The sequence below is a fragment of the Aeribacillus sp. SP014 genome, assembly GCF_054055575.1.
In genome coordinates this window covers 1,627,442-1,649,885 of sequence record NZ_JBSRXI010000001.1, presented here as the reverse complement: position 1 = coordinate 1,649,885, position 22,444 = coordinate 1,627,442, and the positions used below count along the sequence as shown (strand labels likewise).

Here is a 22,444-nt window from a genome sequence, read left to right as displayed (position 1 = left end):
GCGCAAATAATGCACTGAAAGCCGGCCGGTTCGTAGACAACGTCCTGACCAATTTGAAAAATACAATCCCTGACCGGCAAATGGGATTTGCCATGGAAGGGATTGAGAACGTTAAAGTTCCGCCCAAAAACACCAATGGATTGGAGAATAAAGTTCGAGCTTATCTAAGTGAGAAGACAAAGGTAAATTTAGGCGTAAGTAAAGCAGGCAACGATGGCGTTGAACTTAGCACTAAGGGTGCAGGTAAACCTTTACAAAAACATCATTATGCTACTAATAATAAGTAAAAAATATACTCCACAAATAGAGGCTATAACGAAAAAATATGGACTAGATTTGGATGACGTTTGGAATATAGAATTACTACCTCATCATGGAAGACATCCAAATGCTTATCACGAGTATGTGTTAAGCAATATTAGAACTTTTGATAAAATAGCTAAGGGGGATAAAAGGAAATTTTTAAGATTATTCGAACAAGTAAAACAGGAAATTAGAAAGAACCCGGAGATGCTTTATAAAGATTATTGGAGGAAGAAATAATGAGATTTTATAAGTTACTAATGGATGATAGTGATGATAGAGATGTAGTAGCATACTGTATAGATACAAAGGGATTTGAACAATATGAATTATCGGAAGGTAAGTATATTCATAATTGGAATAGCGAAATCACCTTTTACTTTGACCCTAAAGAAGGAGAAAGATTAACAGATTATTTAGCAAACAATTTAGGGTGGTTTATAGTTTCTGAAAGATTTAAAGCGATTTTAGAGAAAGTAGATGATGGTATACAATATCTGCCTATAAATGTAGTGATTAAAGGTGAAAACAAAATTTTAAAAGGTTTTTCGGTAGCTAACATTTTGAATGTTGTCGATGCATTAAACTTAGAAAATTCAGATTATAGTGTGTTTGAACTTGATGGTGAAAGTATATATAGTATAAAAAAATATGCTTTATGTAAGGAGGCGATACAATCAAAGCATATTATTAAACTCAAGGGTGATGAAATTCCAATATTCATATCAGAAGAACTTAGAGAACTAATAAAGAAAAATAATATAACAGGATGTGACTTTTTAGAAGTTAAAGTAATCTAAATATAGGTATTTTATAAGGGAATAAGGCTCTGACTCATAAGGGTCTAATGGTATTATGTCAAGAAAATAGACACGTAAAATCGAGAAAAATTTAAAATCCTACTACCGCACTTCGTTTAGTGGCCTCTTGAGAAGGAGAACGGTTTGGTAAACCATTCCTCTTCTCAAGAGGAAAGATGTCCCTTATATCGTAACTTATGGTGAGAAACGTTGCTGCTTTTTGCCTTGCCGATGCATCTTCTCATACTCCATTGGGGACATGTACTCATTAGCGGAATGAATTCGCTCGGCATTATAAAAACACTCAATGTATTCAAAAATCCGTTGTTTCGCTTCTTCCCTTGTCGTAAAGGTTTCGTGGAAAATGAGTTCTTTTTTCATGATGCTGTGAAACGATTCTGCACATGCGTTGTCATAACAGTTTCCCTTTCGACTCATGCTCGTCTGTATGCCGTATTGCCTCAACATGGCTTGGTATTCATTCGATGCATGCTGGCCCCCTTGGTCCGAATGGTGAATCAGACCAGGTTGAGGACTTCGCTGATGGATGGCCCGGTAACTCCTTTGTCATACACTCAGAAAGATACCAGCCTACGATTTTACGAGAAAACAAATCCATGATGGAGGCTAAGTACAACCAGCCTTCTTTCGTCCAAATATACGTAATATCCCACCCATACTTGATTCGGCTCATCTGCTTCAAACTGCTGATTTAATAAGTTCGGATACACCAGCCAATGATGCTTCGAGTTCGTGGTTGCCTTATATTTTTTCTTTGTTTTTGAACGAATATCACCATCTTTCATGATTCTGGCGACCGTCCTCAGCCCCTTGCATCTGAAGGATTTTTGTGATTTTTGGACTGCCATACGTTTCTCTTGACTCGATGTGAATCTTTTTGATTTGCTTTTTCAGCGCTTCTCGTCTCTGTTTGTGTTGACTTTCTGGGCGTTTGACCCATGCATAATATCCACTGCTTGAAACACCTAGGACTTCGCACATCTTCGCCACACGAAACTTCTTTCTATGCGTATGAAGGAATTCATAAATTACTTCTGGTTTTTGGCGAAGATGCTCATGGCCTTTTTTAAGATGGTGTTTTCCTCCTCCAGATCCCGAATGCGCTTTTGAAGTTCGCGCTTTTCTTGATCTTCTGGTTTAAGGTTTCCGCTTCCGACAAAACTATGTTCGGCATCTTTTTTATAATCTGCGACCCATTTATGAAGAGTTTTTGGTGAAATATCGAGTTGTCTTGCGGTTTGAGCGATCACCTTTCCTTCCTCGACCACTTATCAAAACGTCTAGCCATTATAGACACTCCCTATGATTGATAGATTTACTGTACATTTCTCTATGTTGCTCTCTTAACTCAAACACTCGTTGTACGGCTTTGGCTTTATCCTAGTCGACTCTTAACTCTTTTTCTCCCCTTAACTGATGTTAGTCTAGATCATAGACACAACTTCCTACATGGTCTTTTACTCGAATTGTGAATCGGCTACACTAAACTGGACAATAAAATTAAGGTCAAGTAGACTAAACACCAAATTTGGGAGTACTGAATTAAGGTACAATATGAATATAAAGGAGAGACTAGAACAGGATACGTGAAATTTATGGGTAACAACAGAGATGGTAAAGCTAAATTTGAGTTTGTAGGTACGAACAATAATGGTGAATTACCACTTATCATACTCAAAGTGGCAAGAAGTTTTGGAAAACTATAAACGGCAACATTCCGATAATCAATTCTGTTGAGTAAGAAGAGGGGGCTAGAGATGGAGTATTTTGCATTAGTTAAAAGATTAGACCCGCATATAGAAGAAGAAGTCACCTTAGAGATGGAAGTGACAATCATGTCAACACAAAGTATAGCGATAAAACTATGATCATTTATCAATAAGAGGCATTTGACCAAATAAAACAATTTATTTACAAACCGACGGTCGGTTTTATAATTGATTATAAATAGTTGCATAACATCGGGAGGAAACTTGATTGAAGCGGGAACAGAAACGAGAACAAACGAAACGATTGCTGCTGGACGCTGTGAAAGAATTAATTTGTGAAAAAGGGTGCACCAATACAACGCTCAATGACATTATGGAGCGTTCCGGTTTGTCTAAAGGAGCCATTTTCCATTATGTAAAAAGCAAAGACGAGCTTTTCAGCTGGGTGTTGGAAGATAGGCTGGACGAAATTAACGGGCGCTTTTTTAATAAGGCTTCGCAAAAGAAATCATTTGAAGAACCGATGCATGAAATTACCGCCCGATTGTCGGATCTGGAAAATCCTCAAGATCCCGGCAATCAAGTACTAATGTATCTTCTCGGAAAAAGCGATCAGCTTGATGTCAAGAACATACTCCAACAGTATTATGAACAAGCCATTCATATGTCCAAATTATGGATAGCTGCTGGGCAAGAGGCAGGGGTAATCCCTCAGTCCGTTGATGCCGATAAAACAGCAGAGTTGTTTATGCTCATTTCATTTGGTCTGCGAATGCGCGGCGCCATTGATTCAAAGAAACATTTCTTTCATCATAAAGATTTTGCTGAGCTGATGTCTGGCATGCTTCAGCCAAAGGAAGAAAGGTAGGAGGAGGCATATGGAATTTCTGTTATTTATGCATATTGTCGGAGTTGTCCTTTTTTTAGGCAATATTATCATTACGGCTTTTTGGAAAATGCGGGCAGATCAAACAGGGAATCGTGAATTAATTCATAGTGCCGCCAAAAACGTCATGCTTGCCGATTTCGTTTTCACAATTCCGGGACTGCTGCTCATCATCACATCCGGAGTTTGGATGGCCGTTCGAACGGGGTATCTTATTTCGGGATTTAATTGGCTGACCTTGTCATTAATATTGTTTGTATTGACAGGAGTACTTTGGGCAGGGGTGCTTCTCCCCTTACAGCGAAAGTGATACGGCTCAGCGCTCAAACTGAGGAAAATGAGTTCAACACGGAAGCGTACCGTCGAGTGTCATGGCTCTGGATGATATTCGGAACTATTGCAACACTTCTTCCTGTTATGATCTTATATCTTATGATTGGCAAGGGATTCTTCTGAACACACTTTTCCGCCGAAAGCGATGGAAAATGATCAAGTGGAGAGCTTTTCTAAAAAGGAGTACGGAAAATGCTTCTGAAAAGCAATCAAGGTCTGGCTTGTTAACTTCTGACATCAATCGTGCCATGTTCAATGAAATTTCCACTATACGTCAAGATCCATCCATATTGAAGTGTGAAGAAGAGCGATTTGAATCTAAAAAATTAGCTTTCACAGTACAAAAAACAGAGCTTAAGTTTTTAGAATATAAAGAAAAAAACTCGGGACGGATATACTGTTCCGAGTCAACGGTTTAAAATTGTACACGATCATAAGTGACTTAGAATTAATAGAAAGCGTTACGATGAATTTTAAAATTGATGACCATAACACTTGGCTTTTATTACCTATCACCTGCTTAGATAGCTCCGGTAAGGTTCTTTTAATTCCACATCCTCGTACATGAAACCGTCCGATAGCGAGTTCGCTTCAGTTACTTATTTTTCATTCCACATTATCGTTATATACTTTGCGTACACTTCAGGGATTGTTACTTGTTTTCCCGAAGACTGATAAGTTTTTAATCCCTTGACGGTTCCCCAAAAAGTAATCATTTCATTTTCAAGCAGATGGCTTTTTTTGTTTGCATTTCGGTAATTCACGACTATCGCATTTTTCCAAACGCCGTCTATACTTTTATCGACGTTCACTTTAAAAGTAATGTTGTTCCCATGTTCAATAATTTGAATAACTTTTCCTGTGAATACAACCTTTTTATTTTTGTAAGCACCAGGATTTTTCGCCAAATTTAAGTAATGAATTTGTACTGCTTCCATCCATATACTCCTAGAAATCTTCTTTGACAGGAGCAGCCACAGCCGGGGTCTTTTTACTTTCTTCTTTCATATTTTCATTATTAAGTGTTTCGTCCGTCCCCATAGACCAAAATATTGCTGGAACCACAACGAATAACACCAGGTGAATGAGCGAGGATATACGAATTTTTTCGATATATTTCGCATCACGGTTTTGTCTTATCTTTTCATATTTCTTCATCTGTTAACAGCTCAACACCGCGCAGCTGACCGATTTTTATTGATCTAGACCTGATAAAATCGGATATTCCAAAAGTACAAGCATAAATGACAAATATAGTAATAACAATGAGAAACGTTGAAATCTCACCTGTTTGCTGACATACATACAACCCGAGTCGAGCTTCAGCTTTCAGCAAAATACTGAGTTTTGGTTTTCTAAAAAATATCGAAAGATGACTGACAACACTTCCGCTACGATAAACAGTTCCCAATGATATGCCAGAATCGCAATCCTAAGCCCATTCTCCTTTCATTCTATTTATGCTGGCCCGCACTTTTCTTTGAACTTGGCAGCTTTTAATGGATTCGATTTTCAACTTGATTTATCCAGTTTAAATCCGCCTCTAAATGCAATAAAATACCGGTGATCAATAAATATTTGCTTTCGTCACCTTGAAGCAGCAGCTCTGTTTTTAATTTGGTCAATTCCATCACTTCTTTAATCACCACCGCTTTTTGCTGTTCAAGCATTTTCTTTTCCTGAGCAAAATTAATTTTGCGGGCACAGCTCCATTTAAAGAAAAAATCTTCTTTTGTCGTGGTGTATGGCACCGGTTCCAGCAACCATTTTTCCAACTCATCTTTACCTTTTGGTGTTAACTCGTATAATTTTCTTTCCTGATCGTCCATTCCTGCGGACGAGACAAGTTGATCACGAATCAGGCGATCAAGCGTAGTATAGATCTGACCGGGATTAATTTTGCCTTTAATGCCAAAAAGGGAATCCAATTCTAATTTCAATTCGTATCCATGATGTTTTTTTTGGTATAACAATGTCAAAATTCCATATTTAACTGACAAGTTGTCAACCTTCTTTCAGTGATGATTGGATATCTATTTTGCTGGCACTTTGGCTTGCCATCCAAGCGGCGCATAGACTCAACACAACACCGGATATCACTGCCATTATCATATTACTGTATGGCAGCTTGAAAGACATAAATCCGTCCATGAGTTCAGACTGACTTGTTACATAGATTAAGATCAACCCAGCTGCTATTCCTCCGATAACTCCGGATAACCCAACGAGCAAGCCTTCGGCGATAATCATATTTCTAACCTGTTGTTTAGTAAACCCAAGAGCACGCATCGTTCCGATCTCGAAAACGCGTTCCAGCGTGTTCATCAAAAGGGTGTTGGCTGTGCCGATACTGGCTAACCCGATGATCATAAACAGCAACATCAAGATCAGTTCATTCATACCGGAAATTGTTGAAGTAGTGGACTCAATTTCATCTTCAACCGTTTGAACCTTTGACAGATGATCGCGGAAATCAGACCATACCCGATCTCGGATGGAACTGGCCGCTTCGTTGTCAACAGTAAGCAGCAAATCAAAGCCTTTTGTCCATCCAAATTCCTCCTTAAGACGTTCCTCATCCATAAACGCGACATAACCGGAATATTGCGATGTTTTGACAACTCCAACCACCTCATAAGATTGTTCACCATTTGGCGTATTCATCCGAATGCTCTGCCCGATCTCCCCGCCCCATTCATCAAATGCGCGTTCACCAAGAAGCACAGCATTTTGCTGTTTTAACCGGTTATACAGTTTTTCCTCATGTTGATCGGCAAATAACGCCGGACCATCTTCACTTACGGCAAAAACAGAAAATTGTCTGCTTACGCCGTCAACCGTTTCCCACGTAATCGGGGTCGCTTCCATTAATGGCTCAACGCCTAGAACTCCATCATAAGAACGCAGTTTCGTTATATCTTCTGCAGACCAAGGCGCTTCAGACGTAAGTCTCATATCTCCCCCATACGTATTCCTGATTTCTTGTTCATATCCTTCCGGAGCTGATTCCACCACCGCACCAAGCAATAAAATAACCGAAATTCCGATGCCGAGTATCGCTGCCGTATTTGCATTTCGATTGATTTGTTGAAAGAGGCTTTTGGCAGCCAAACTCCCAGCATAATGAAAAAGAAAATTTAAAACAGGTTTTATGATTCTGCTTAAACCGGCCAACAACAAAGGAAACAAAAGAATGACACCTGCTAAAACGGCTGCATAAGTTACAGAGTGGTCGATAAACACAAAGCATAGAAGCACCAAGCCAACTACAGCTCTAATTAGCAGAGGTCTTGATGATCCCTTCGATTGGCTGGCCATTTTTAACGTCAATAAAATCGATGTTCTGCCTGCATGATAAATAGGGAAAAGCGAAAACAGAACAGGGAACAGCACTCCAACAGTCACCGCCATAATCGCCGGCAATCTCCAATTTAAAGTATAAACTATATCAAATTGGAGCATGCTGAGCAGTTCCTGCATAAACAGATCACCGAGCCATATACCAAGAGGAACACCGATGACTGTACCGATCAATGACAAAAGTACGATTTCAATGAGCACAAGCTTAGACACAGAACGTTGTGTGTAGCCGAAGCTTTTCATTATAGCAAATTCTTTTTTTCTTTCGATCACGCTTGTATAAATTGTGTTAAAGACAATAAAACCGCTGACTAACATCGATAAACCGGCAACAATATAAAAGAAGGTATAGAGGCCGCTAATATCGTTGTTCTGAAGGTCATCTGCTACAACAGGCTGTATGAACACACCTGACCCACGGAACTGCTGCTGTAAGGAATGAAAGAGGTCCTTGCCATCGCCGTTGACCTGAAACCGCATATAAGAAATCTCATCATGTTTGCCTGTCCATTCTCTTAACATATCGAGTGGAACTAAAACCCGAAAACTAGTTGATTCAGCACTGTCCCAATCACTAGGACTTGCAAGCAGCTGCGTATACTCAACAATAGCAGAAACTTTTGCCTCTCCCAAACCTTCAAACCGAACCGTATCCCCAACCTTTTTTCCTAAAAGGGATGCAACAGTTTTCGGCAATATGACCCCTTCATTATCCAAACTGCCTTCAATCACAGGAAGCACCAGTAACGGGCTGTTTTGGTCACTGACTCCGATAATTCGTACAGATCTTTGACTTAAAGAGTGATCGTCTTCAAGTTCAAAGAACGCTTGCTTTTGGAGAACAAGCAGCATATTCGTAACATCGGGATCATCTTGAACAGGCTCAATCATTTTTTCCGGATAAGTATGCTTATCGCTTAAAACCCAATAATCTGCATTGGCTACATACATATCTGTGTAGTAATTAAAAACGTCTCTAGTTGTTCTATCGGCTACCAGCATAGCGGTGATAAAAGATGTTCCCAGTATAATCGCAAACAAGGTAAAGAAAAAACGCTTTTTGTTATGAGTGATATTACGCCATGAAATTCGCCAAATATTTAGCATAGTCGCCCTCCTCCCTCGATACCACCTGATCGATGCCTCCGTCCCTGAAAAGAATAATCCGGTCCGCAAATCCGGCTGCAAAAATATCATGAGTAACCATCACGATCGTTTGTCTGTTTTCACGATGGAAGACTGTCAATAGCCGGAGAATTTCTTCTGCATTCGCTCTGTCCAAATTCCCTGTCGGTTCATCCGCTAATAAAACAGTCGGGCTATTTACGAGTGCCCTGGCGATAGCAACACGCTGCTGCTGACCGCCACTGAGCAAGTTGGCGCGTTTGCGATGAATTCCTTCCAATCCTACCGCCTGAATCAATTCTTGGATCACCCGACTCTTCTCCTTTGTCAGTTTGCCGTCGGCATGAAGTGGAAACGCAATATTTTCTTCTACAGTTAAAGTCGGAAGCAGTTGATAATTTTGAAAAACGAACCCCAGTTTTTGTCTTCTGAATATCGTTCTTTCTTTTTCGCTCATCTTATTTAAATATTTCCCGTCAATTTGTATATCTCCAGCGGTCGGTACGTCAAGGCCTCCCATCAGCTGCAGCAAAGTGCTTTTTCCGGAGCCACTGGGTCCCATTATTGCTACGAATTCGCCTTTTTTAATATTCAAATCGACGCCTTTCAACACCCGTGTTCTCTCTTGCCCCTGCAAAAATTCTTTAGTGAGATTGCTAACTTTAATCATAGCGTTCGCTCCTCTATTATTCGTATTGTCAAAAATTTTCATATAAAATCACTATATTTCATTATCGTCAGTGCCTCGCTCTATCAATTGTCCACAGCGCGACGCTCCCTCCGATTTTCTGTATGCCACCAGCACCGAAAATAGTGTGTAATCGTCTTAATGGCTGATAGAACAAATGACCTACCTTTTGGTTTAGGTTAGCCCTTAAAACCCTCCACAGATGAAGTGAACTCTGAATTCGACAATGGTTTTAAAAACTTTTTTGGCATGCTTTTCTGTTCCCTTTGCCCTTGACGTCAATGTCAAAACTATTGGCGCTTTTGCCAATAGTAATTGCATGGCATTTCCACCTAATTAATGGAAATAACTATGAACATCTACTGAGTTTTCAAGGACTTTTGACACTACCTCAATTATTTCATCTGCTTTTATACACTCATTATATACTAAGTATATATTATAAACAAGCAGATTTATTGTAAAATCATTATTGAAAGTTATTTTAAAGGCTAAAACAATATATATCTAGTATATATAATTTCAATATATGATTAAGTTCATACGAATGTGAAAATTCATTTTCGGTCAAAAAATCAAGTTGACAGTCTACAGGTTCATTACTGGGATTGTGTGTCAATCACAGAAAATGGTGAAGAGACAAAATCAGAAGTATAGTCATAGAGGATAATCAAAATATCGTGACTAAAAATAAAAACACATGTGTAGCTGAAGAGTAAAGTCCATATCATTGTGTAAAAAAAGAAAAAGAGTCATGCTGCTTCCCCTTTGACAGATAAAAACACCAACTAAGAGATATGCAAACATGACTCAATATCATATTACCGCAAATAATGAACTTTTGCACGGGTTATTGATGCGAGACAAAGGATTACCAAGCTGCTGGAGCAAGTCGTGAAGCAACTTCTCTAAATATTCGTAACTTTTTCTTCCGTTTCCAAAATTCCATACCGTTCTTTTTCAATTTCCCGCCCTGCGTGTTCGGTGCCAAGGCAATCCCGAACCGAACAATCCTAAGGGCACCAATAATACGGCCAGTATAAATGTAATAGTCGGTCCGATTGACCAAGCGAGTTGGGTTGCTCCCGCTCTGAATGCCTGTTTATCCTTTTCAGAAATTCGATCAAAACAGAAAAGCAGATGAAAAGAAACTGTCGTTTACTCTTTTTTTCGGGACTTTTCAGACAGCTCTTACCATGTTAATATGTTTTGGTTTTTATTGACATGGAGTTTTAAGTTAGTTCAAAAAAAAAGATAATCGAATAAAAAGCTGCTGCAGAACATGTTATAATATGATATTCATGTACAAATATGAACAATAAAGGTGGGATTCGTTATGAGATTTGGTATTATAGGAACAAACTGGATTACCGACCATTTTATAAAAGCTGCAAGCGCACACCCGGAATTTTCCCTCGGCGCTGTTTATTCGAGAACAATGGAAAAAGCAAAAATGTTTGCCGAAAAATATCAAATAAAACACGTGTACACCAACCTTGAAGAAATGTTTCAAAGCGGCAATATTGACGCCGTTTATATTGCATCCCCCAACAAATTCCATGCCGAACAAAGTATTTTGGCCATGAAAAATAGAATTCACGTTCTTTGCGAAAAGCCGGCAGTAACGTCCGTGCAAGAAATGGATGAGGTCATTCAAACAGCCAAAACTTACAATGCCATGTTTATGGAAGCGATGAAATCAACCGTTACACCGACCTTTTTAAATTTAAAAAAACATCTTGACGAAATCGCTCCGATCAGACGATTTGTTTTCCATTACAATCAATATTCTTCACGATATGATAAATATAAAGAAGGAATTATTGAAAACGCCTTTAAACCGGAATTAGGAAACGGTTCGAAAATGGATTTGGGTGTATACTGCTTAGCACCGATTGTTCATCTAGTCGGCGAACCAAAATCCATAGTAAAAAATCACTATTACTTATCCACCGGTGCAGACGGTCAAGGAAGTATGATTTTAAATTATGATAATTTTGAAGCAGTCGTAATGTATTCCAAAATAACAGACTCCTTTTTCCCTAGTGAGATCCAAGGAGAAAAAGGTGTTATTGAAATTGACAAAATCAGTGATCCGAAGAAAGTTGTCATCAAATATCGAAACGGTGAAATAAAAGATTTAACCGTGGAACATAAATTTGAAACGATGTATTATGAAGTAGAAGAATTTATAAACTGCGTGAAAAACGGCAAAATTGAATCCGATATAAATAGTCATGAACGGACAAAACAAGTTGTGAAGCTGTTGACGATGTAGTGAAATTCCTAACGCCAGTGGAAAAATGCTAATGAAATGAATCGCAATCGACTTAGACGGCACAATTTTAACAAATGATCATATGATTAGCGAAAAAAACCGTGAAGCAATTGTAAATGCACAAACAAAGTCAAAGCCTCTTTACCCATTTAAAGGCAGAAGAGGCTTTCTGTTTTTCTCTCCGCTATTTTCTTTTCCGCACGTTCAATCATTGTTGGCACGGCTCTTTTGAAACATAAATAATTGGCAATTTGGCTGTATGATAAATAATGGCCTCCAGACGTCAAACAAACTTCTCTCTTTCGTATTGCTTGCAATTCCTCATAGTGAAGATAAAAACGGATACGGGCATCACGTCATTATTGGTCATGGAGACTTGCAATTCCTCATAGTGAAGATAAAAACCCCAAAAAAGTGTTATATACGCATTTCATTTTTAATGCTTGATTGATTATTTCCAGGGAAACTTTGCCAATCCTTTGATTTGCATCGGTTCAACAGAGATTTTTGCACGATTGGGGGAGACGACAGTTGGCATATTCAAATCACTGAGACCGTCTTCTGTAAAATAGCCACCATCTCGGAATATGAACTGATTTTTGCCGCGATTGACGGAGAAAAATATTGGAAAAAATGGCTTGACTTAAACATCCAATTCGGTAGAATAGAAAAAATATTGAATCTTTAAAATTTTGAAGTTAGGAGACTAAACTAAAATGATATTACGATTTCACTATGCTTGGGTTATTTTATTTGTCACGTTTTTATCTCTTTTAGCCGTTCAAGGTGTTCGTCTTTCTTTCGGGGCTTTTGTTGAACCTTGGGAAAGGGAATTTTCAATGGACAGAGGGACGGTATCGTTAATTTCGACATTAAGCTTTATCGTTTATGGACTTTCCCAACCATTTATAGGAAGGTTAGTTGATAAATTTGGGCCTCGTATAATCCTTTCTGTCAGTACTTTTTTGGTGGCAGTTAGTATTCTATTAACAGCTTTTGTCCATCATCCATGGCAATTGTTTATTCTATATGCCATATTTGTATCACTTGGGGTTGGCGGAGCGTCAAACGTGGCTGCAACAGTAGTCGTTACAAACTGGTTTAATGAAAGACGAGGATTTGCTTTAGGAATTGTCGAAGCAGGGTTTGGAGCCGGACAAATGCTGTTGGTACCAGGATCTCTATTATTAATTCAATGGTTGAATTGGAAAGCAACGGTCATCATCTTGAGATGTTTTTTAATGATTGTTGTGTTTCCAATTGTCCTGTTAATTTTACGAAACCATCCTAATGAAAAAGGTATGTTGCCAATTGGCGGAATGGATCAAGAAGAAAGCACAACTGAACAGCCAAGTAAATTCAATGATTTTTCAATTTGGGATGCTTTTCGTAAAAAACAATTTTGGTTCTTGATTTTACCATTTAGCGTTTGCGGTTTTACCACTACAGGTTTAATGGATACACATCTTATCCCTTATGCCCAGTTGTGTGGAGTTCCAACAAGTGCGACTAGTGCAGCAGTAACTATATTGGCTGCTTTTAATATTGTAGGAATACTATTTTCTGGTGTGTTAGCAGATCGCTGGAGTAGTCGAAAAATGCTCATCTGTCTATATGTTATACGGGCATTATCGTTGTTTATTCTATTCTATAGCTATAACCCTCTGCTATTAATTATTTTCGCTATCGTTTTTGGATTGGTTGATTTTTCCACTGTTGCTCCTACGCAATTGTTGGTCACGCAATACTTTAAACAACACTCTGTTGGTTTTATCATTGGTTGGCTATCTTTCAGCCACCAAATTGGATCAGCACTAGGAGCCTATGTGCCAGGTTTACTATACAGTTACCACGGGAATTATAATGTTGCTTTTTATTTTTCAATAATCATATTAGTCATTTCAGCAATCCTCACCTTCTTTCTTCCTGAATTTCCCAAAGAAAAGGTAACGATTTAGGAGAAGGCACCTATGCGATTTTTTGGAGACCTCGAACCTGTTGTCACTCGGCAAAAAAGCTGAACAAATTCGTAAGACTGACCTATTCATTTATTTATTGGGCCAACCTCAATATTCGCAGATCCCCTGTTCACATTTTTATTTGCCTAACCAAACTTCCTGTTTCGGTTTTCCGACAAGTCCTTTAAGGCTGCAGATAACGTGCTAAAAAAATTTTGAAAACTTTTCACGGAACATGATTGCAAAATGGAGGATACGGAAAACGTTCAAAAAAAAGCTGTCCAGAAAGTCAAAATCCATTGAAAGCGAAACATTATAAACATTGATATATCAACGTTTCTAAAACATTAAAGGGGCGTTTATAAGCCGGAAAATTGACTTATTAGACAGCCCCCTTACCCTTTCCATCATAACTTCAGCCATTGGCCAAGAGGCTTGGAAGCCCGTATGCGCCCGTTGTCAAATACCAATTTCCCCCGTTGAAATGTCGCAAGGATTTTGCAAGGAAATGTATGATTGACATATAAACTATGCTTGTGTTTTTGAAGCAAACTGTTTTTCTCGACTGTGAAGGAATCTTTTAAACTTATAATCACAAAATCTGCGTCTTTTCCTTTTGCAATTTCCCCTTTTTTCCCGTCCAATCCAAATCGTTTGGCGGGTCTAGCAGATGTCCAATGAATCAGCTTCGGAAAAGGAATGCGATAGCGAACCGCTAGTTCGATCATCGCCATCAATGTAAATTGCCCCCCGCTGATTCCTCCCCAAACATTGAAAAAATTCGTTTCATCTTCTTTCAAGCTCCATGGCGACGGGGAATGGTCGGATGCGACAAAGTCAATCTGATCTTTTAAAAACAAATCAACCAATTTTTTTTGGTCGCTTAATTCGCGCAATGGGGGAGCGCATTTTGCAACCGCTCCAAGCTTTTTCGTATGTTCATGGTCAAACAAAAGATAATGCGGGCACGTTTCCAAAGTGACATCAAGTCCTCTTTTCTTCGCTTGCTGGATTTCTTCAACGGCTTCTGCACTGCTGATATGAACGAAATGCAAAGAACAGCCGGTCTGTTCCGCAAATGTAATGGCTTTTCTGACAGCTAGCCATTCCGCAGCAATCGGTCTTGATTGTAAATAATCGTCCGGACCGAATTTTTCTTGCCGCTCTTTTTCTCTCTGCAAAAATTGCACCATTGCGCCGTCTTCTGCATGAAGAGCCAAAATTTTACGCAAGCCGGCGATCGTTTTCATTCCATTCAAGAGCGTATTATCATCAACCGCTGCGAACTCTTTATTGCCGCTCGGAGACATGAAAGCTTTAAATCCGACAACTCCTTTTTCCGCAAGAGGCGCTAAATCATTTTCATTGCCCGGAACAAGCCCGCCCCACAATCCAAAGTCAACGAATGACTTTTCCTCGCCTATTTTTCCTTTTTGTTGAAGAGCTTCAAGATCAGTTGTAGAAGGGACACCGTTCAGCGGCATATCAAAAAACGTTGTACAGCCGCCCGCTGCAAGCATAGATGAACCTGTTGAAAAGCCTTCCCAATCCTCTCTGCCCGGTTCATTGAAATGAACATGGACATCAATCAATCCGGGAAAAACGTATTGGCCTTCCGCATCCCAAACGACATCGGCTTCCCCGTCAATGTCATCGCCAATTTCAACAACAATGCCGTCTTTAACAGCTAAATTTGTTTTTTTCACTTCGTCATGAAACACAACGCTGCCGTTTTTGACTATAAGATCGTAGATCATTTTTATCAAACTCCATTTAAAATAAAAATTTTTCCATCATGCTTTTTTCATGTTATTTGTTATTCATAAGTTCCGGTTCAACTTCTTCTAATAATGAAAAATCAATATAATCTTTCTTATTTGGGATATTTTTGATAGTTTCCTACACTCAATAAATATTCTCCTACTTCAGAACCATTGCTTTTGTTCATAAAGGAATCGTCGACTTGCATTGTATAAACATTTCTATTCATAATTTCCTTTAACTCGCTTTCTTCTAAATGAAGTTCAGGCGCTAAAATTTTAATTGCTTCTTCTCTATTCTTATTAATGTAATCTGTAGCTTTTATTAAAGCCCTAATGATTGCTTTTACCGTATTCGGATTTTCTTTTAGGAAATCATCCGTTACTTGCAGTGTTGTATGAACACTCATCCAATCAACAGATTTTTCTTTTTCATCAAAATTGTCAACCGTACCGCTAAATAGTAGTTTTCCTCCGCTGTTGATAGCCTTCGTTATAAACGGTTCCCAAGCAGCCATTGCATCAATATCACCTTTTTCAAGAGCAGTTAAAGCATCGCTAGGAGCTAGGTTCACAAAATTTATCTTTTTTATGTCAACATTATAATCGTTGGCCATATTTTGAATTGCAATCATATACATCAGCACCACTAGGAATACCTATTGATTTTCCTTCCAAATCTTTTGGAGAATTAATTTCAGCATGCTTGCCCGCTACAACCGCTTGTGTTCCTGCAATTTGTGCAAGCGGAGCTACGATTTTCACCTTAACGCCTGAGGAAGCTAAAATAATATCCATAAAATTTGTTTGTAAACTAACCGGAGCACTTCCACCAGCAATCATAGGTCCAATATCTGGTCCGCTTTCAATTAATTGGTTTGTTACGTTTAGCCCTTCTTCCTTAAAAAATCCTAACTTATCTGCAATGATTTGTTGTGAAGAAATTTGCGCATCTCTTACCCCTACTAATGTTATATCCTTCACTTCTAGTTCATCACTCGCTTTATTACTATTTTCACTAGTTGTTGTCGAACTGTTTGAACCGCACGCAACGATTGCAAACATTGTCAAAAAAACTAGGCAAAAAAGAAAAATTTTTCTCATTTATAATTCCTCCCTTATTATTTTTCTACAGCATTTTCAAATCCGCCTGTTCTCCATTTCAATAGTTTTTTCTCAATCACTTTTAATAACAAGGAAAAAAGACTATATTCAATACCTATTAAAATAATAGCTACATACATATTTAAAATTTTCATATAGTTTCGAGCGTCCACAATAATATACCCTAAACCACTTTTTGCACCCATCATTTCTGAAACCACTAATGCTGAAAAAGCCAATCCTAAACTTATTTGACATCCAGTAAAAATATTTGGTAATGTTGACGGAATAATAATTTTCTTAAATATTTGTCTATCATTTGCGCCTAAGCTTAATGCAGAACGAATATAAGAAGAATGAACACTTTTAATTCCATCAAATGTATTCGTCATAACTGGAAAAAATGTTGTCCAAGCAATTAATATAATTTTTGGAATTTCGCCAATTCCGAACCAAATAATAAATAAAGGCAGCAACGCTAAAGCTGGAATAGGGCCGATCATGTTAAAGACAGGCATAAACCAAAATTCAATTTTCTCTACCCTTCCTATCAATAATGCGGCAATCACCCCGAGAAATACTCCGATTGCAAAGCCAATTACTATTCGAATCGTACTCGATACAATACTGTCTGTAATTAATCCTGAATGAAATAGTTCTACACCATTTAGAAATATTAGTGAAGGCGGTGGAAAAAAAACGGGATTTACTATGGAAAAATTTATATTTAATCTTGTAATGACTTCCCATAAAACAAAAAAAGAAATTATTGGAATAGCATGTAAATATTTTTTATTTCTAACCTTGTCCACTTTTTTCGTATAGACAGAAACCGCTTCTTGTCTGGCCGCCATATTTTTCATAAGCTTCCTCCTAACTAGCTGACAAAATGCTCTTCTAAATTCTCCATCAAAATACTAAATGCAGGATCACGATAATTTCGAGGACGGGGTAAATGAATCTCTAATTCTGTAGCAATCATTCCATTTTTCATGACAATTACTCTATCTGCAAGATAGACAGCTTCAGCTAAATCATGGGTAATAAATATAATAGTAGGCTTTACTTCTTTCCATATACGAATTAGTTCAGTTCTCATATTTTCACGGGTAAACATATCTAACGCTCCAAAAGGCTCGTCCATTAACAAAATTTCAGGTTCTCCAGCTAAAGCTCTTGCAATGCCGACGCGTTGTTTCATACCTCCTGAAAGTTGTTCAGGATAATGGTTTGCATAGTCTGATAAACCAATTAATTCTATATAACGTAATGCTTTTTCCAATGCTTTCTTTTTTGGCATCCCTTGCACGATTGGTCCAAAAGCGATATTTTCTAAAACAGTGAACCAAGGGTATAGTGCATGATCTTGAAAAACGACTCCTCTTTCCTTGGAAGGTTTTGTTACAAAAGATCCGTTTACCTTAATCACTCCTTCATCTGGTTTAATAAATCCCGCAATCAAATTTAATAGAGTTGATTTTCCGCCGCCACTGCTTCCCAATACACAAATAAATTCATGCGGTTGAACAGTAAGGTTTATCCCTTTTAAAACAAGATGATCATTATAAAACTTTTTTACATTTTCAACTATCAATGTCATATTTCTCACCCCTTTATGTAACTTTTATTAACACATAACGAAACTATATTGGTATATTATACGTAATTTTTTGATTTATCCACTGTCAAAATAAATAAAAATTAAAAAAGATTTTGTGTAAAATATCAAAAATTAAAAAAATCGAACAACTGTTTTTGGTAACAATTGTTCGATCAACATGTTAAAAAGTTTCATAAATATCTAAGATGATACTTTACTTTTTTGTTTTCCATACATACTCAGCGCTGCTTGTGCTCCTTCACCTCTGTTCATGCGAACACCGTGATAGATGAGAACTGCCTCCAATGCTGTCAGCAGCTTGAGAATATTTTCTTTGCGGCAGCTGTAGCCCATTGTACCGATCCTCCAGATTTTTCCGTGGAGCGGGCCAAACGAGCTGGCAATTTCAATCCCGAATTCATCCAGCAGCATGCGGCGCACGGATTCTCCATCGACGCCCTCCGGTATGTTGACGCATGTGACGGTCGGCAGTTTAAAGCGTTTATCGCCGAATAATGTGAGCCCCATTGCTTCCAGCCCGGCCATTAATGCCCGTTCATGGAGGCGGTGGCGTGCAAATCGATTATCCAATCCTTCCTCCATAATAAGCCTCAAGCCTTCACGCAATGCGTAAAGCATTGATGTAGCTTCCGTATGATGATTTAATCGCCGCGGGCTCCAATAATCTTGAAGCTGGCTTAAATCAAAATAGTTGCTAATAATTGTTTGACCTGAGGCCATTTGCTGATCCAATTCCGTCCGAATTCCTCTTTCTACCTTTTTACGCGACAAAACAATTTTTTCAATTCTGTCATTATATGTGATGGGAGCCATCCCTGATGGAACCGATAAGCATTTTTGCGTCCCGCCGATCACGCCGTCAAGCTGCCATTCGTCGACATTCACGTCCGTTCCTCCAATTGTCGCAACCGCATCGACTACAAGAATTACATCCATCTCCCGGCAAGCTTTCCCGATCTCCTCAAGCGGCTGCATGCACCCCGTTGAGGTTTCCCCATGGACGATCGCAACTATTTTTGGCTGAACCTTCTTTATTTCTCTAATTACATCCTCCGGGTCAAACACCGTTCCCCATTCACGCTCAATTGTAGTGACATCAGCCCCGTAGCGTTCGCATATTTCGGTTAATAAATAGCCGAACCGGCCGTATATCGGGATCAGCACTTTGTCGCCCTGTTCGATAATGCTCGCCAGCATCGCTTCAATCCCCGATCTGGAGGTTCCATCGATAGGGAACGCCCATTTGTTGTCCGTACGAAATAAATAGCGAAGCATTTCCATTACTTCATTCATGATCGAAGTAAATGCAGGATCAAATTGGCCTAAAATCGGCGTACTCATCGCTTGTAAAACTCTCGGATCGACTTCAACAGGCCCCGGTGTCATGATCGTTCTATTAGGTGTCTGTAGAGGCAGAAATTTCATTTCGTCCACAATCCTTTCTTTTAATATGCCAATCTATATAAATAATGGATTAAAAACTTAACGCCGCTTTCTAAATGAGCCGCTGAGGTATATTCCTTCGGCGAGTGGCTGATTCCGTTATGACTCGGGACAAAAAAAAGCGCAGTCGGACAATAGGTTCCAAACATTTGCGAATCATGTCCCGCCCCGCTAACCAAGATTTCATGAGACAGATTTTGCTCTTCTGCAATTTCTTTTGACAGCCTCAGCAATTGTTGATCCATTTTGACCGGCTTGACGTTCAGCCATTCATTTATCAAAATATCGACATTGTATTGTGCGCTCACATTTTTAAAATGACGTGAAAATGTTGAACAAAATTGCTCCAGCAGTTCTTCCTCGTGATGACGGATATCGATCGTAAAAACGACTTCACCTGCAATCACATTCGGAACGTTAGGTTCAACCTTTATTTTGCCGACGGTCACTCTTAGTTGGTCGCACACCTGTTTGGCTTGTTTCATTAAATAGGTAATCAGTTCAGAGGTAATGGCCACCGCATCTTTTCGGCAGGGCATCGGGGTTGTTCCTGCGTGGTTGCTTTCACCAACAACCTTTACTTGATAGCGGCGCTGTCCAACAATGTCGCTGACAATGCCCAACGATTTTTTCTTTTTTTCTAACACAGAGCCCTGTTCGATGTGCAGCTCAATAAAGCATTGAATATCGTTTCGAAATGGCTGGCGAAATCTTTCCTGTCCAAAACCGCATTCATTCATTGCTTGCACAAACGAAATCCCTTTAGAATCAACAATTTTTTGTATATGCTTAAAAGAGCGCCTCCCCGTTACAGAGCCTGACCCCCAAAATGTAAGCGGAAACCGGCTGCCTTCCTCTTCACATAAGGATACGACCTCAATCGTTTTTTTTGGTGTTCCAAAACGCTTTAATAAATAATGAGTCGCCAACAAGCCGGCAATAATGCCGTATGCGCCGTCATATTTTCCTCCTTCAATAACCGTATCGATATGCGAACCAGTTAAGATTGTTTTGGAGGATGGAGATGATCCTTCTGCTCGGCCGAACAAGTTGCCGACGTCATCAAAATATGGAGCTAATCCGCATTCCTCCATTTTCTCCTTCAACGCTTCCTGCGCTGACAGCCATTGTTCGCTATATAACAGCCGGGTAACTCCCCCTTTTTCCGTTTTACCGAATGTTGCAAGCCATTCGATCAGCCTTTCAACTTCCTCTTCAAGCTGAATGGGCCCAAGTAAATGAACTGTCATGTCTCTTCCCTCTTTTCTATTCAAAATAAGCAAATATCCTTGTTACATTTTGTTCCATAAAATGTGAATTTACTTTATTTTATCGTTATTCTTTTTCATATACATTGGCAATTTTGATATAAATTTCACCATCTTTTGTGCATGTTCACTAAAATTTGAAGACAAAGGGGCTGAAAAAATGAAAATTTCCGAAATATTAAAAATTCCCGTTATGAAAAATGCCAAGCTCATCGCCGGCCATAACGGAAAAGATCGAGAAGTTTTCAGCGTCAATATGATGGATGCACCGGATATCATCGATTTCCTGAAACCGAATGAACTGCTTGTAACAACTGCCTTTCATTTAAAAGACAATCCGAATGATCTGCTCGCACTCATCAAAAATATGGCGGATCAGCAATGTGCAGGGTTGGCAATTAAAATGAAGCGATTTTTGGAAGAAATTCCGGAGGCTTGCCTGAAGTATGCAAATGAAAAAAATTTCCCAATTATTGAATTGCCGATTGAGGTTACGTTAGGAGAGGTTGTGAACCAGACATTAAGCTATATATTGGACAAACGGACAAACGAATTGCTCAATGCGATTGAAATCCATCAGCAATTTACAAACCATATTTTAAGAGGAAAAGGGCTCGTCTCATTACTGGAAAATTTGGCAAACTTGATCGGCTGTCCAATTTTACTGTTGGATCAGCACTTTCAAATGATTGCTTCTTCATCTTCCGTTACATCGAGTCTGCCGGAAATCGAGGAAATGTACACAGACGGATTTCGCTTTTTCTTACAGCCAAGCTCTTACACTTGTTTTTCCATTATTTCTAGTAAACGAACTGTTTCCGTTTTTCCCATTTACACTCATGAAAGCAACAGCGGATGTTTAATTGTTTTTGATGCCATTCCTTTTCACAGTCCTTCGCTTGTGTTGACGATTGAACAAGCGACAAATGTCATTTCATTTGAATTGATGAAAAAAAATGCTCTTAAACAACATAAACGAAAAGTTCAAAATGAATTTTTTATCAATTTTACAGATGGCGCCTTTCAATCAAAAGAAGAGATTGTCATTAAAGCAAAAGAATTTAAAATTCGCAATGATCAATCGTATTTTTGTGCAACAGGAAAATTGGATGAAAGAAAAAAATCTTTAACGTTTACACAATTCCATAAAGAAAATGAACGGATTTTTGAATTTATGGAAAAAGAAGCTGATGCGTTCCCAAATCCTGTTCATTTTTTTGTGAAGGGGAACGTAGGCATTTTGCTCTTCCCGATTCAAAAATCATGGCTGGAGCTTCATTCTTCCATCATGCCGTTTTTAAAGGAATTGCAAGCGAAAATTAGAAGCAGGTTCCAACGGACTGTCTCATTCGGCATCGGCAGTCTTTGCCAACAATTTTTAGATGTAAAAAAAGGCTATAAAGAAGCGTTGGAAGTGCTGGAAGAAGAACAGTATTCCGGAAATCAAGAATTCATTCAAATTCATAAGAAAAAAGATATTTATACGCTATTGAAAATGATTCCAAAAGAAGAGCTGATTGATTTTTACGAACAGATTTTGACAAACCTTTCAGACCCGGCAGACACTGAAAAACAGGCTCTGCTGCAAACGCTGTTTTTATTTTTGGAAAATCATTGTCAAATTTCTGAAACAGCCAAAAAGCTTTTCGTTCATCGCAATACGGTGATCTATCGATTAGAAAAATGCGAGGAGCTCATCGGAAAAAGCTTAAAGGATCCAGAAGCCACTATTAGCCTCCGCTTGGCATTCCGCATAAAAAATTTGCTTCAATTATAAAAAAATTGAG

General features: G+C 38.7%; 20 protein-coding genes and 1 pseudogene. 8 read left to right on the top strand and 13 right to left on the bottom strand.

Annotation, left to right across the window (positions count from 1 at the left end; translation table 11 throughout):
- Positions 1-213: 213 nt before the first annotated feature.
- On the top strand, positions 214-543 hold the full coding sequence (locus ACVIJU_RS08135; protein ID WP_207225800.1) for an AHH domain-containing protein: 330 nt from the start codon (positions 214-216) through the stop codon (positions 541-543).
- Positions 543-1,103: an imm11 family protein gene (locus ACVIJU_RS08130; protein ID WP_340881301.1), complete on the top strand. Its 561-nt coding sequence runs from the start codon at positions 543-545 to the stop codon at positions 1,101-1,103. Before ACVIJU_RS08135 ends, ACVIJU_RS08130 begins: the two co-directional genes overlap by 1 nt.
- 195 nt (positions 1,104-1,298) lie before the next feature.
- On the opposite strand, the pseudogene ACVIJU_RS08125 reads toward ACVIJU_RS08130, so the two are convergent.
- A pseudogene (locus tag ACVIJU_RS08125) lies at positions 1,299-2,392 on the bottom strand (IS3 family transposase).
- Between the two features lie 709 nt (positions 2,393-3,101).
- Here ACVIJU_RS08125 and ACVIJU_RS08120 point away from each other — a divergent pair.
- Both ACVIJU_RS08120 and ACVIJU_RS08115 read left to right on the top strand, forming a co-directional pair.
- A complete protein-coding gene (locus ACVIJU_RS08120; protein WP_066249000.1) occupies positions 3,102-3,701 on the top strand; it encodes a TetR/AcrR family transcriptional regulator in 600 nt (199 codons plus the stop codon).
- Between the two features lie 10 nt (positions 3,702-3,711).
- Positions 3,712-4,029 (top strand): DUF2269 family protein, encoded by a 318-nt coding sequence (locus ACVIJU_RS08115; RefSeq protein WP_327019715.1) that lies wholly within the window; start codon positions 3,712-3,714, stop codon positions 4,027-4,029.
- Between the two features lie 622 nt (positions 4,030-4,651).
- Here ACVIJU_RS08115 and ACVIJU_RS08110 read toward each other — a convergent pair.
- The 5 genes from ACVIJU_RS08110 to ACVIJU_RS08090 all read right to left on the bottom strand — a co-directional run bounded on the left by ACVIJU_RS08110 (position 4,652) and on the right by ACVIJU_RS08090 (position 9,207).
- Positions 4,652-4,990: a hypothetical protein gene (locus tag ACVIJU_RS08110; RefSeq protein ID WP_063386909.1), complete on the bottom strand. Its 339-nt coding sequence runs from the start codon at positions 4,988-4,990 to the stop codon at positions 4,652-4,654.
- Positions 4,991-5,000: 10 nt separating this feature from the next.
- Positions 5,001-5,210, bottom strand: a complete 210-nt coding sequence (locus ACVIJU_RS08105) for a hypothetical protein (RefSeq protein WP_063386908.1) — start codon at positions 5,208-5,210, stop codon at positions 5,001-5,003.
- 338 nt (positions 5,211-5,548) lie between these two features.
- Positions 5,549-6,052 carry a PadR family transcriptional regulator gene (locus ACVIJU_RS08100; protein ID WP_063386906.1) on the bottom strand — a complete coding sequence of 168 codons (504 nt, stop codon included), beginning with the start codon at positions 6,050-6,052 and terminating at the stop codon, positions 5,549-5,551.
- Between the two features lie 4 nt (positions 6,053-6,056).
- Positions 6,057-8,519, bottom strand: coding sequence for an FtsX-like permease family protein (locus tag ACVIJU_RS08095; RefSeq protein WP_063386905.1), 2,463 nt, complete (start codon positions 8,517-8,519; stop codon positions 6,057-6,059).
- Positions 8,488-9,207, bottom strand: a complete 720-nt coding sequence (locus ACVIJU_RS08090) for an ABC transporter ATP-binding protein (RefSeq protein ID WP_063386904.1) — start codon at positions 9,205-9,207, stop codon at positions 8,488-8,490. Before ACVIJU_RS08090 ends, ACVIJU_RS08095 begins: the two co-directional genes overlap by 32 nt.
- A gap of 1,354 nt (positions 9,208-10,561) precedes the next feature.
- Between ACVIJU_RS08090 and ACVIJU_RS08085 the strand changes: the two genes are divergently transcribed.
- The 3 genes from ACVIJU_RS08085 (at position 10,562) to ACVIJU_RS08075 (ending at position 13,461) form a co-directional block, all read left to right on the top strand.
- Complete coding sequence (locus ACVIJU_RS08085; RefSeq protein WP_063386903.1) at positions 10,562-11,503, top strand: Gfo/Idh/MocA family protein; 942 nt, start codon at positions 10,562-10,564, stop codon at positions 11,501-11,503.
- A gap of 40 nt (positions 11,504-11,543) precedes the next feature.
- Positions 11,544-11,735, top strand: a complete 192-nt coding sequence (locus ACVIJU_RS08080) for an HAD hydrolase family protein (RefSeq protein WP_456687924.1) — start codon at positions 11,544-11,546, stop codon at positions 11,733-11,735.
- A 484-nt stretch (positions 11,736-12,219) separates the two neighbouring features.
- Positions 12,220-13,461, top strand: coding sequence for an MFS transporter (locus ACVIJU_RS08075; RefSeq protein WP_456687455.1), 1,242 nt, complete (start codon positions 12,220-12,222; stop codon positions 13,459-13,461).
- A gap of 407 nt (positions 13,462-13,868) precedes the next feature.
- Here ACVIJU_RS08075 and ACVIJU_RS08070 read toward each other — a convergent pair whose 3' ends face one another.
- The 7 genes from ACVIJU_RS08070 to allC form a co-directional block, all read right to left on the bottom strand.
- A complete protein-coding gene (locus tag ACVIJU_RS08070) occupies positions 13,869-15,218 on the bottom strand; it encodes an allantoinase (RefSeq protein ID WP_456687454.1) in 1,350 nt (449 codons plus the stop codon).
- Between the two features lie 116 nt (positions 15,219-15,334).
- Positions 15,335-15,856: an ABC transporter substrate-binding protein gene (locus ACVIJU_RS08065; protein ID WP_456687453.1), complete on the bottom strand. Its 522-nt coding sequence runs from the start codon at positions 15,854-15,856 to the stop codon at positions 15,335-15,337.
- On the bottom strand, positions 15,822-16,325 hold the full coding sequence (locus ACVIJU_RS08060; protein WP_456687452.1) for an ABC transporter substrate-binding protein: 504 nt from the start codon (positions 16,323-16,325) through the stop codon (positions 15,822-15,824). The genes ACVIJU_RS08065 and ACVIJU_RS08060 overlap by 35 nt, the downstream gene beginning before the upstream one ends.
- Before the next feature lie 17 nt (positions 16,326-16,342).
- The gene (locus ACVIJU_RS08055; RefSeq protein ID WP_066249029.1) at positions 16,343-17,188 is read right to left on the bottom strand and encodes an ABC transporter permease; all 846 of its coding nucleotides are present in this window, start codon (positions 17,186-17,188) and stop codon (positions 16,343-16,345) included.
- 14 nt (positions 17,189-17,202) lie between these two features.
- On the bottom strand, positions 17,203-17,925 hold the full coding sequence (locus ACVIJU_RS08050; protein WP_327873179.1) for an ABC transporter ATP-binding protein: 723 nt from the start codon (positions 17,923-17,925) through the stop codon (positions 17,203-17,205).
- A gap of 201 nt (positions 17,926-18,126) precedes the next feature.
- On the bottom strand, positions 18,127-19,371 hold the full coding sequence (locus tag ACVIJU_RS08045; protein ID WP_456687451.1) for a pyridoxal-phosphate-dependent aminotransferase family protein: 1,245 nt from the start codon (positions 19,369-19,371) through the stop codon (positions 18,127-18,129).
- Positions 19,372-19,391: 20 nt separating this feature from the next.
- Complete coding sequence (allC, locus tag ACVIJU_RS08040) at positions 19,392-20,639, bottom strand: allantoate deiminase (protein ID WP_456687450.1); 1,248 nt, start codon at positions 20,637-20,639, stop codon at positions 19,392-19,394.
- 178 nt (positions 20,640-20,817) lie between these two features.
- Between allC and ACVIJU_RS08035 the strand changes: the two genes are divergently transcribed.
- On the top strand, positions 20,818-22,434 hold the full coding sequence (locus tag ACVIJU_RS08035; RefSeq protein ID WP_066249041.1) for a PucR family transcriptional regulator: 1,617 nt from the start codon (positions 20,818-20,820) through the stop codon (positions 22,432-22,434).
- Positions 22,435-22,444 lie beyond the last annotated feature (10 nt).

Coding starts and splice junctions, on each gene's coding strand:
- ACVIJU_RS08135 (WP_207225800.1), top strand. CDS start 214: ATGGCGTTGAACTTAGCACTAAGGGTGCAGGTAAACCTTTACAAAAAC.
- ACVIJU_RS08130 (WP_340881301.1), top strand. CDS start 543: ATGAGATTTTATAAGTTACTAATGGATGATAGTGATGATAGAGATGTA.
- ACVIJU_RS08115 (WP_327019715.1), top strand. CDS start 3,712: ATGGAATTTCTGTTATTTATGCATATTGTCGGAGTTGTCCTTTTTTTA.
- ACVIJU_RS08110 (WP_063386909.1), bottom strand. CDS start 4,990: ATGGAAGCAGTACAAATTCATTACTTAAATTTGGCGAAAAATCCTGGT.
- ACVIJU_RS08105 (WP_063386908.1), bottom strand. CDS start 5,210: ATGAAGAAATATGAAAAGATAAGACAAAACCGTGATGCGAAATATATC.
- ACVIJU_RS08095 (WP_063386905.1), bottom strand. CDS start 8,519: ATGCTAAATATTTGGCGAATTTCATGGCGTAATATCACTCATAACAAA.
- ACVIJU_RS08090 (WP_063386904.1), bottom strand. CDS start 9,207: ATGATTAAAGTTAGCAATCTCACTAAAGAATTTTTGCAGGGGCAAGAG.
- ACVIJU_RS08085 (WP_063386903.1), top strand. CDS start 10,562: ATGAGATTTGGTATTATAGGAACAAACTGGATTACCGACCATTTTATA.
- ACVIJU_RS08075 (WP_456687455.1), top strand. CDS start 12,220: ATGATATTACGATTTCACTATGCTTGGGTTATTTTATTTGTCACGTTT.
- ACVIJU_RS08070 (WP_456687454.1), bottom strand. CDS start 15,218: ATGATCTACGATCTTATAGTCAAAAACGGCAGCGTTGTGTTTCATGAC.
- ACVIJU_RS08065 (WP_456687453.1), bottom strand. CDS start 15,856: ATGATTGCAATTCAAAATATGGCCAACGATTATAATGTTGACATAAAA.
- ACVIJU_RS08060 (WP_456687452.1), bottom strand. CDS start 16,325: ATGAGAAAAATTTTTCTTTTTTGCCTAGTTTTTTTGACAATGTTTGCA.
- ACVIJU_RS08055 (WP_066249029.1), bottom strand. CDS start 17,188: ATGAAAAATATGGCGGCCAGACAAGAAGCGGTTTCTGTCTATACGAAA.
- ACVIJU_RS08050 (WP_327873179.1), bottom strand. CDS start 17,925: ATGACATTGATAGTTGAAAATGTAAAAAAGTTTTATAATGATCATCTT.
- ACVIJU_RS08045 (WP_456687451.1), bottom strand. CDS start 19,371: ATGAAATTTCTGCCTCTACAGACACCTAATAGAACGATCATGACACCG.
- allC (WP_456687450.1), bottom strand. CDS start 20,639: ATGACAGTTCATTTACTTGGGCCCATTCAGCTTGAAGAGGAAGTTGAA.
- ACVIJU_RS08035 (WP_066249041.1), top strand. CDS start 20,818: ATGAAAATTTCCGAAATATTAAAAATTCCCGTTATGAAAAATGCCAAG.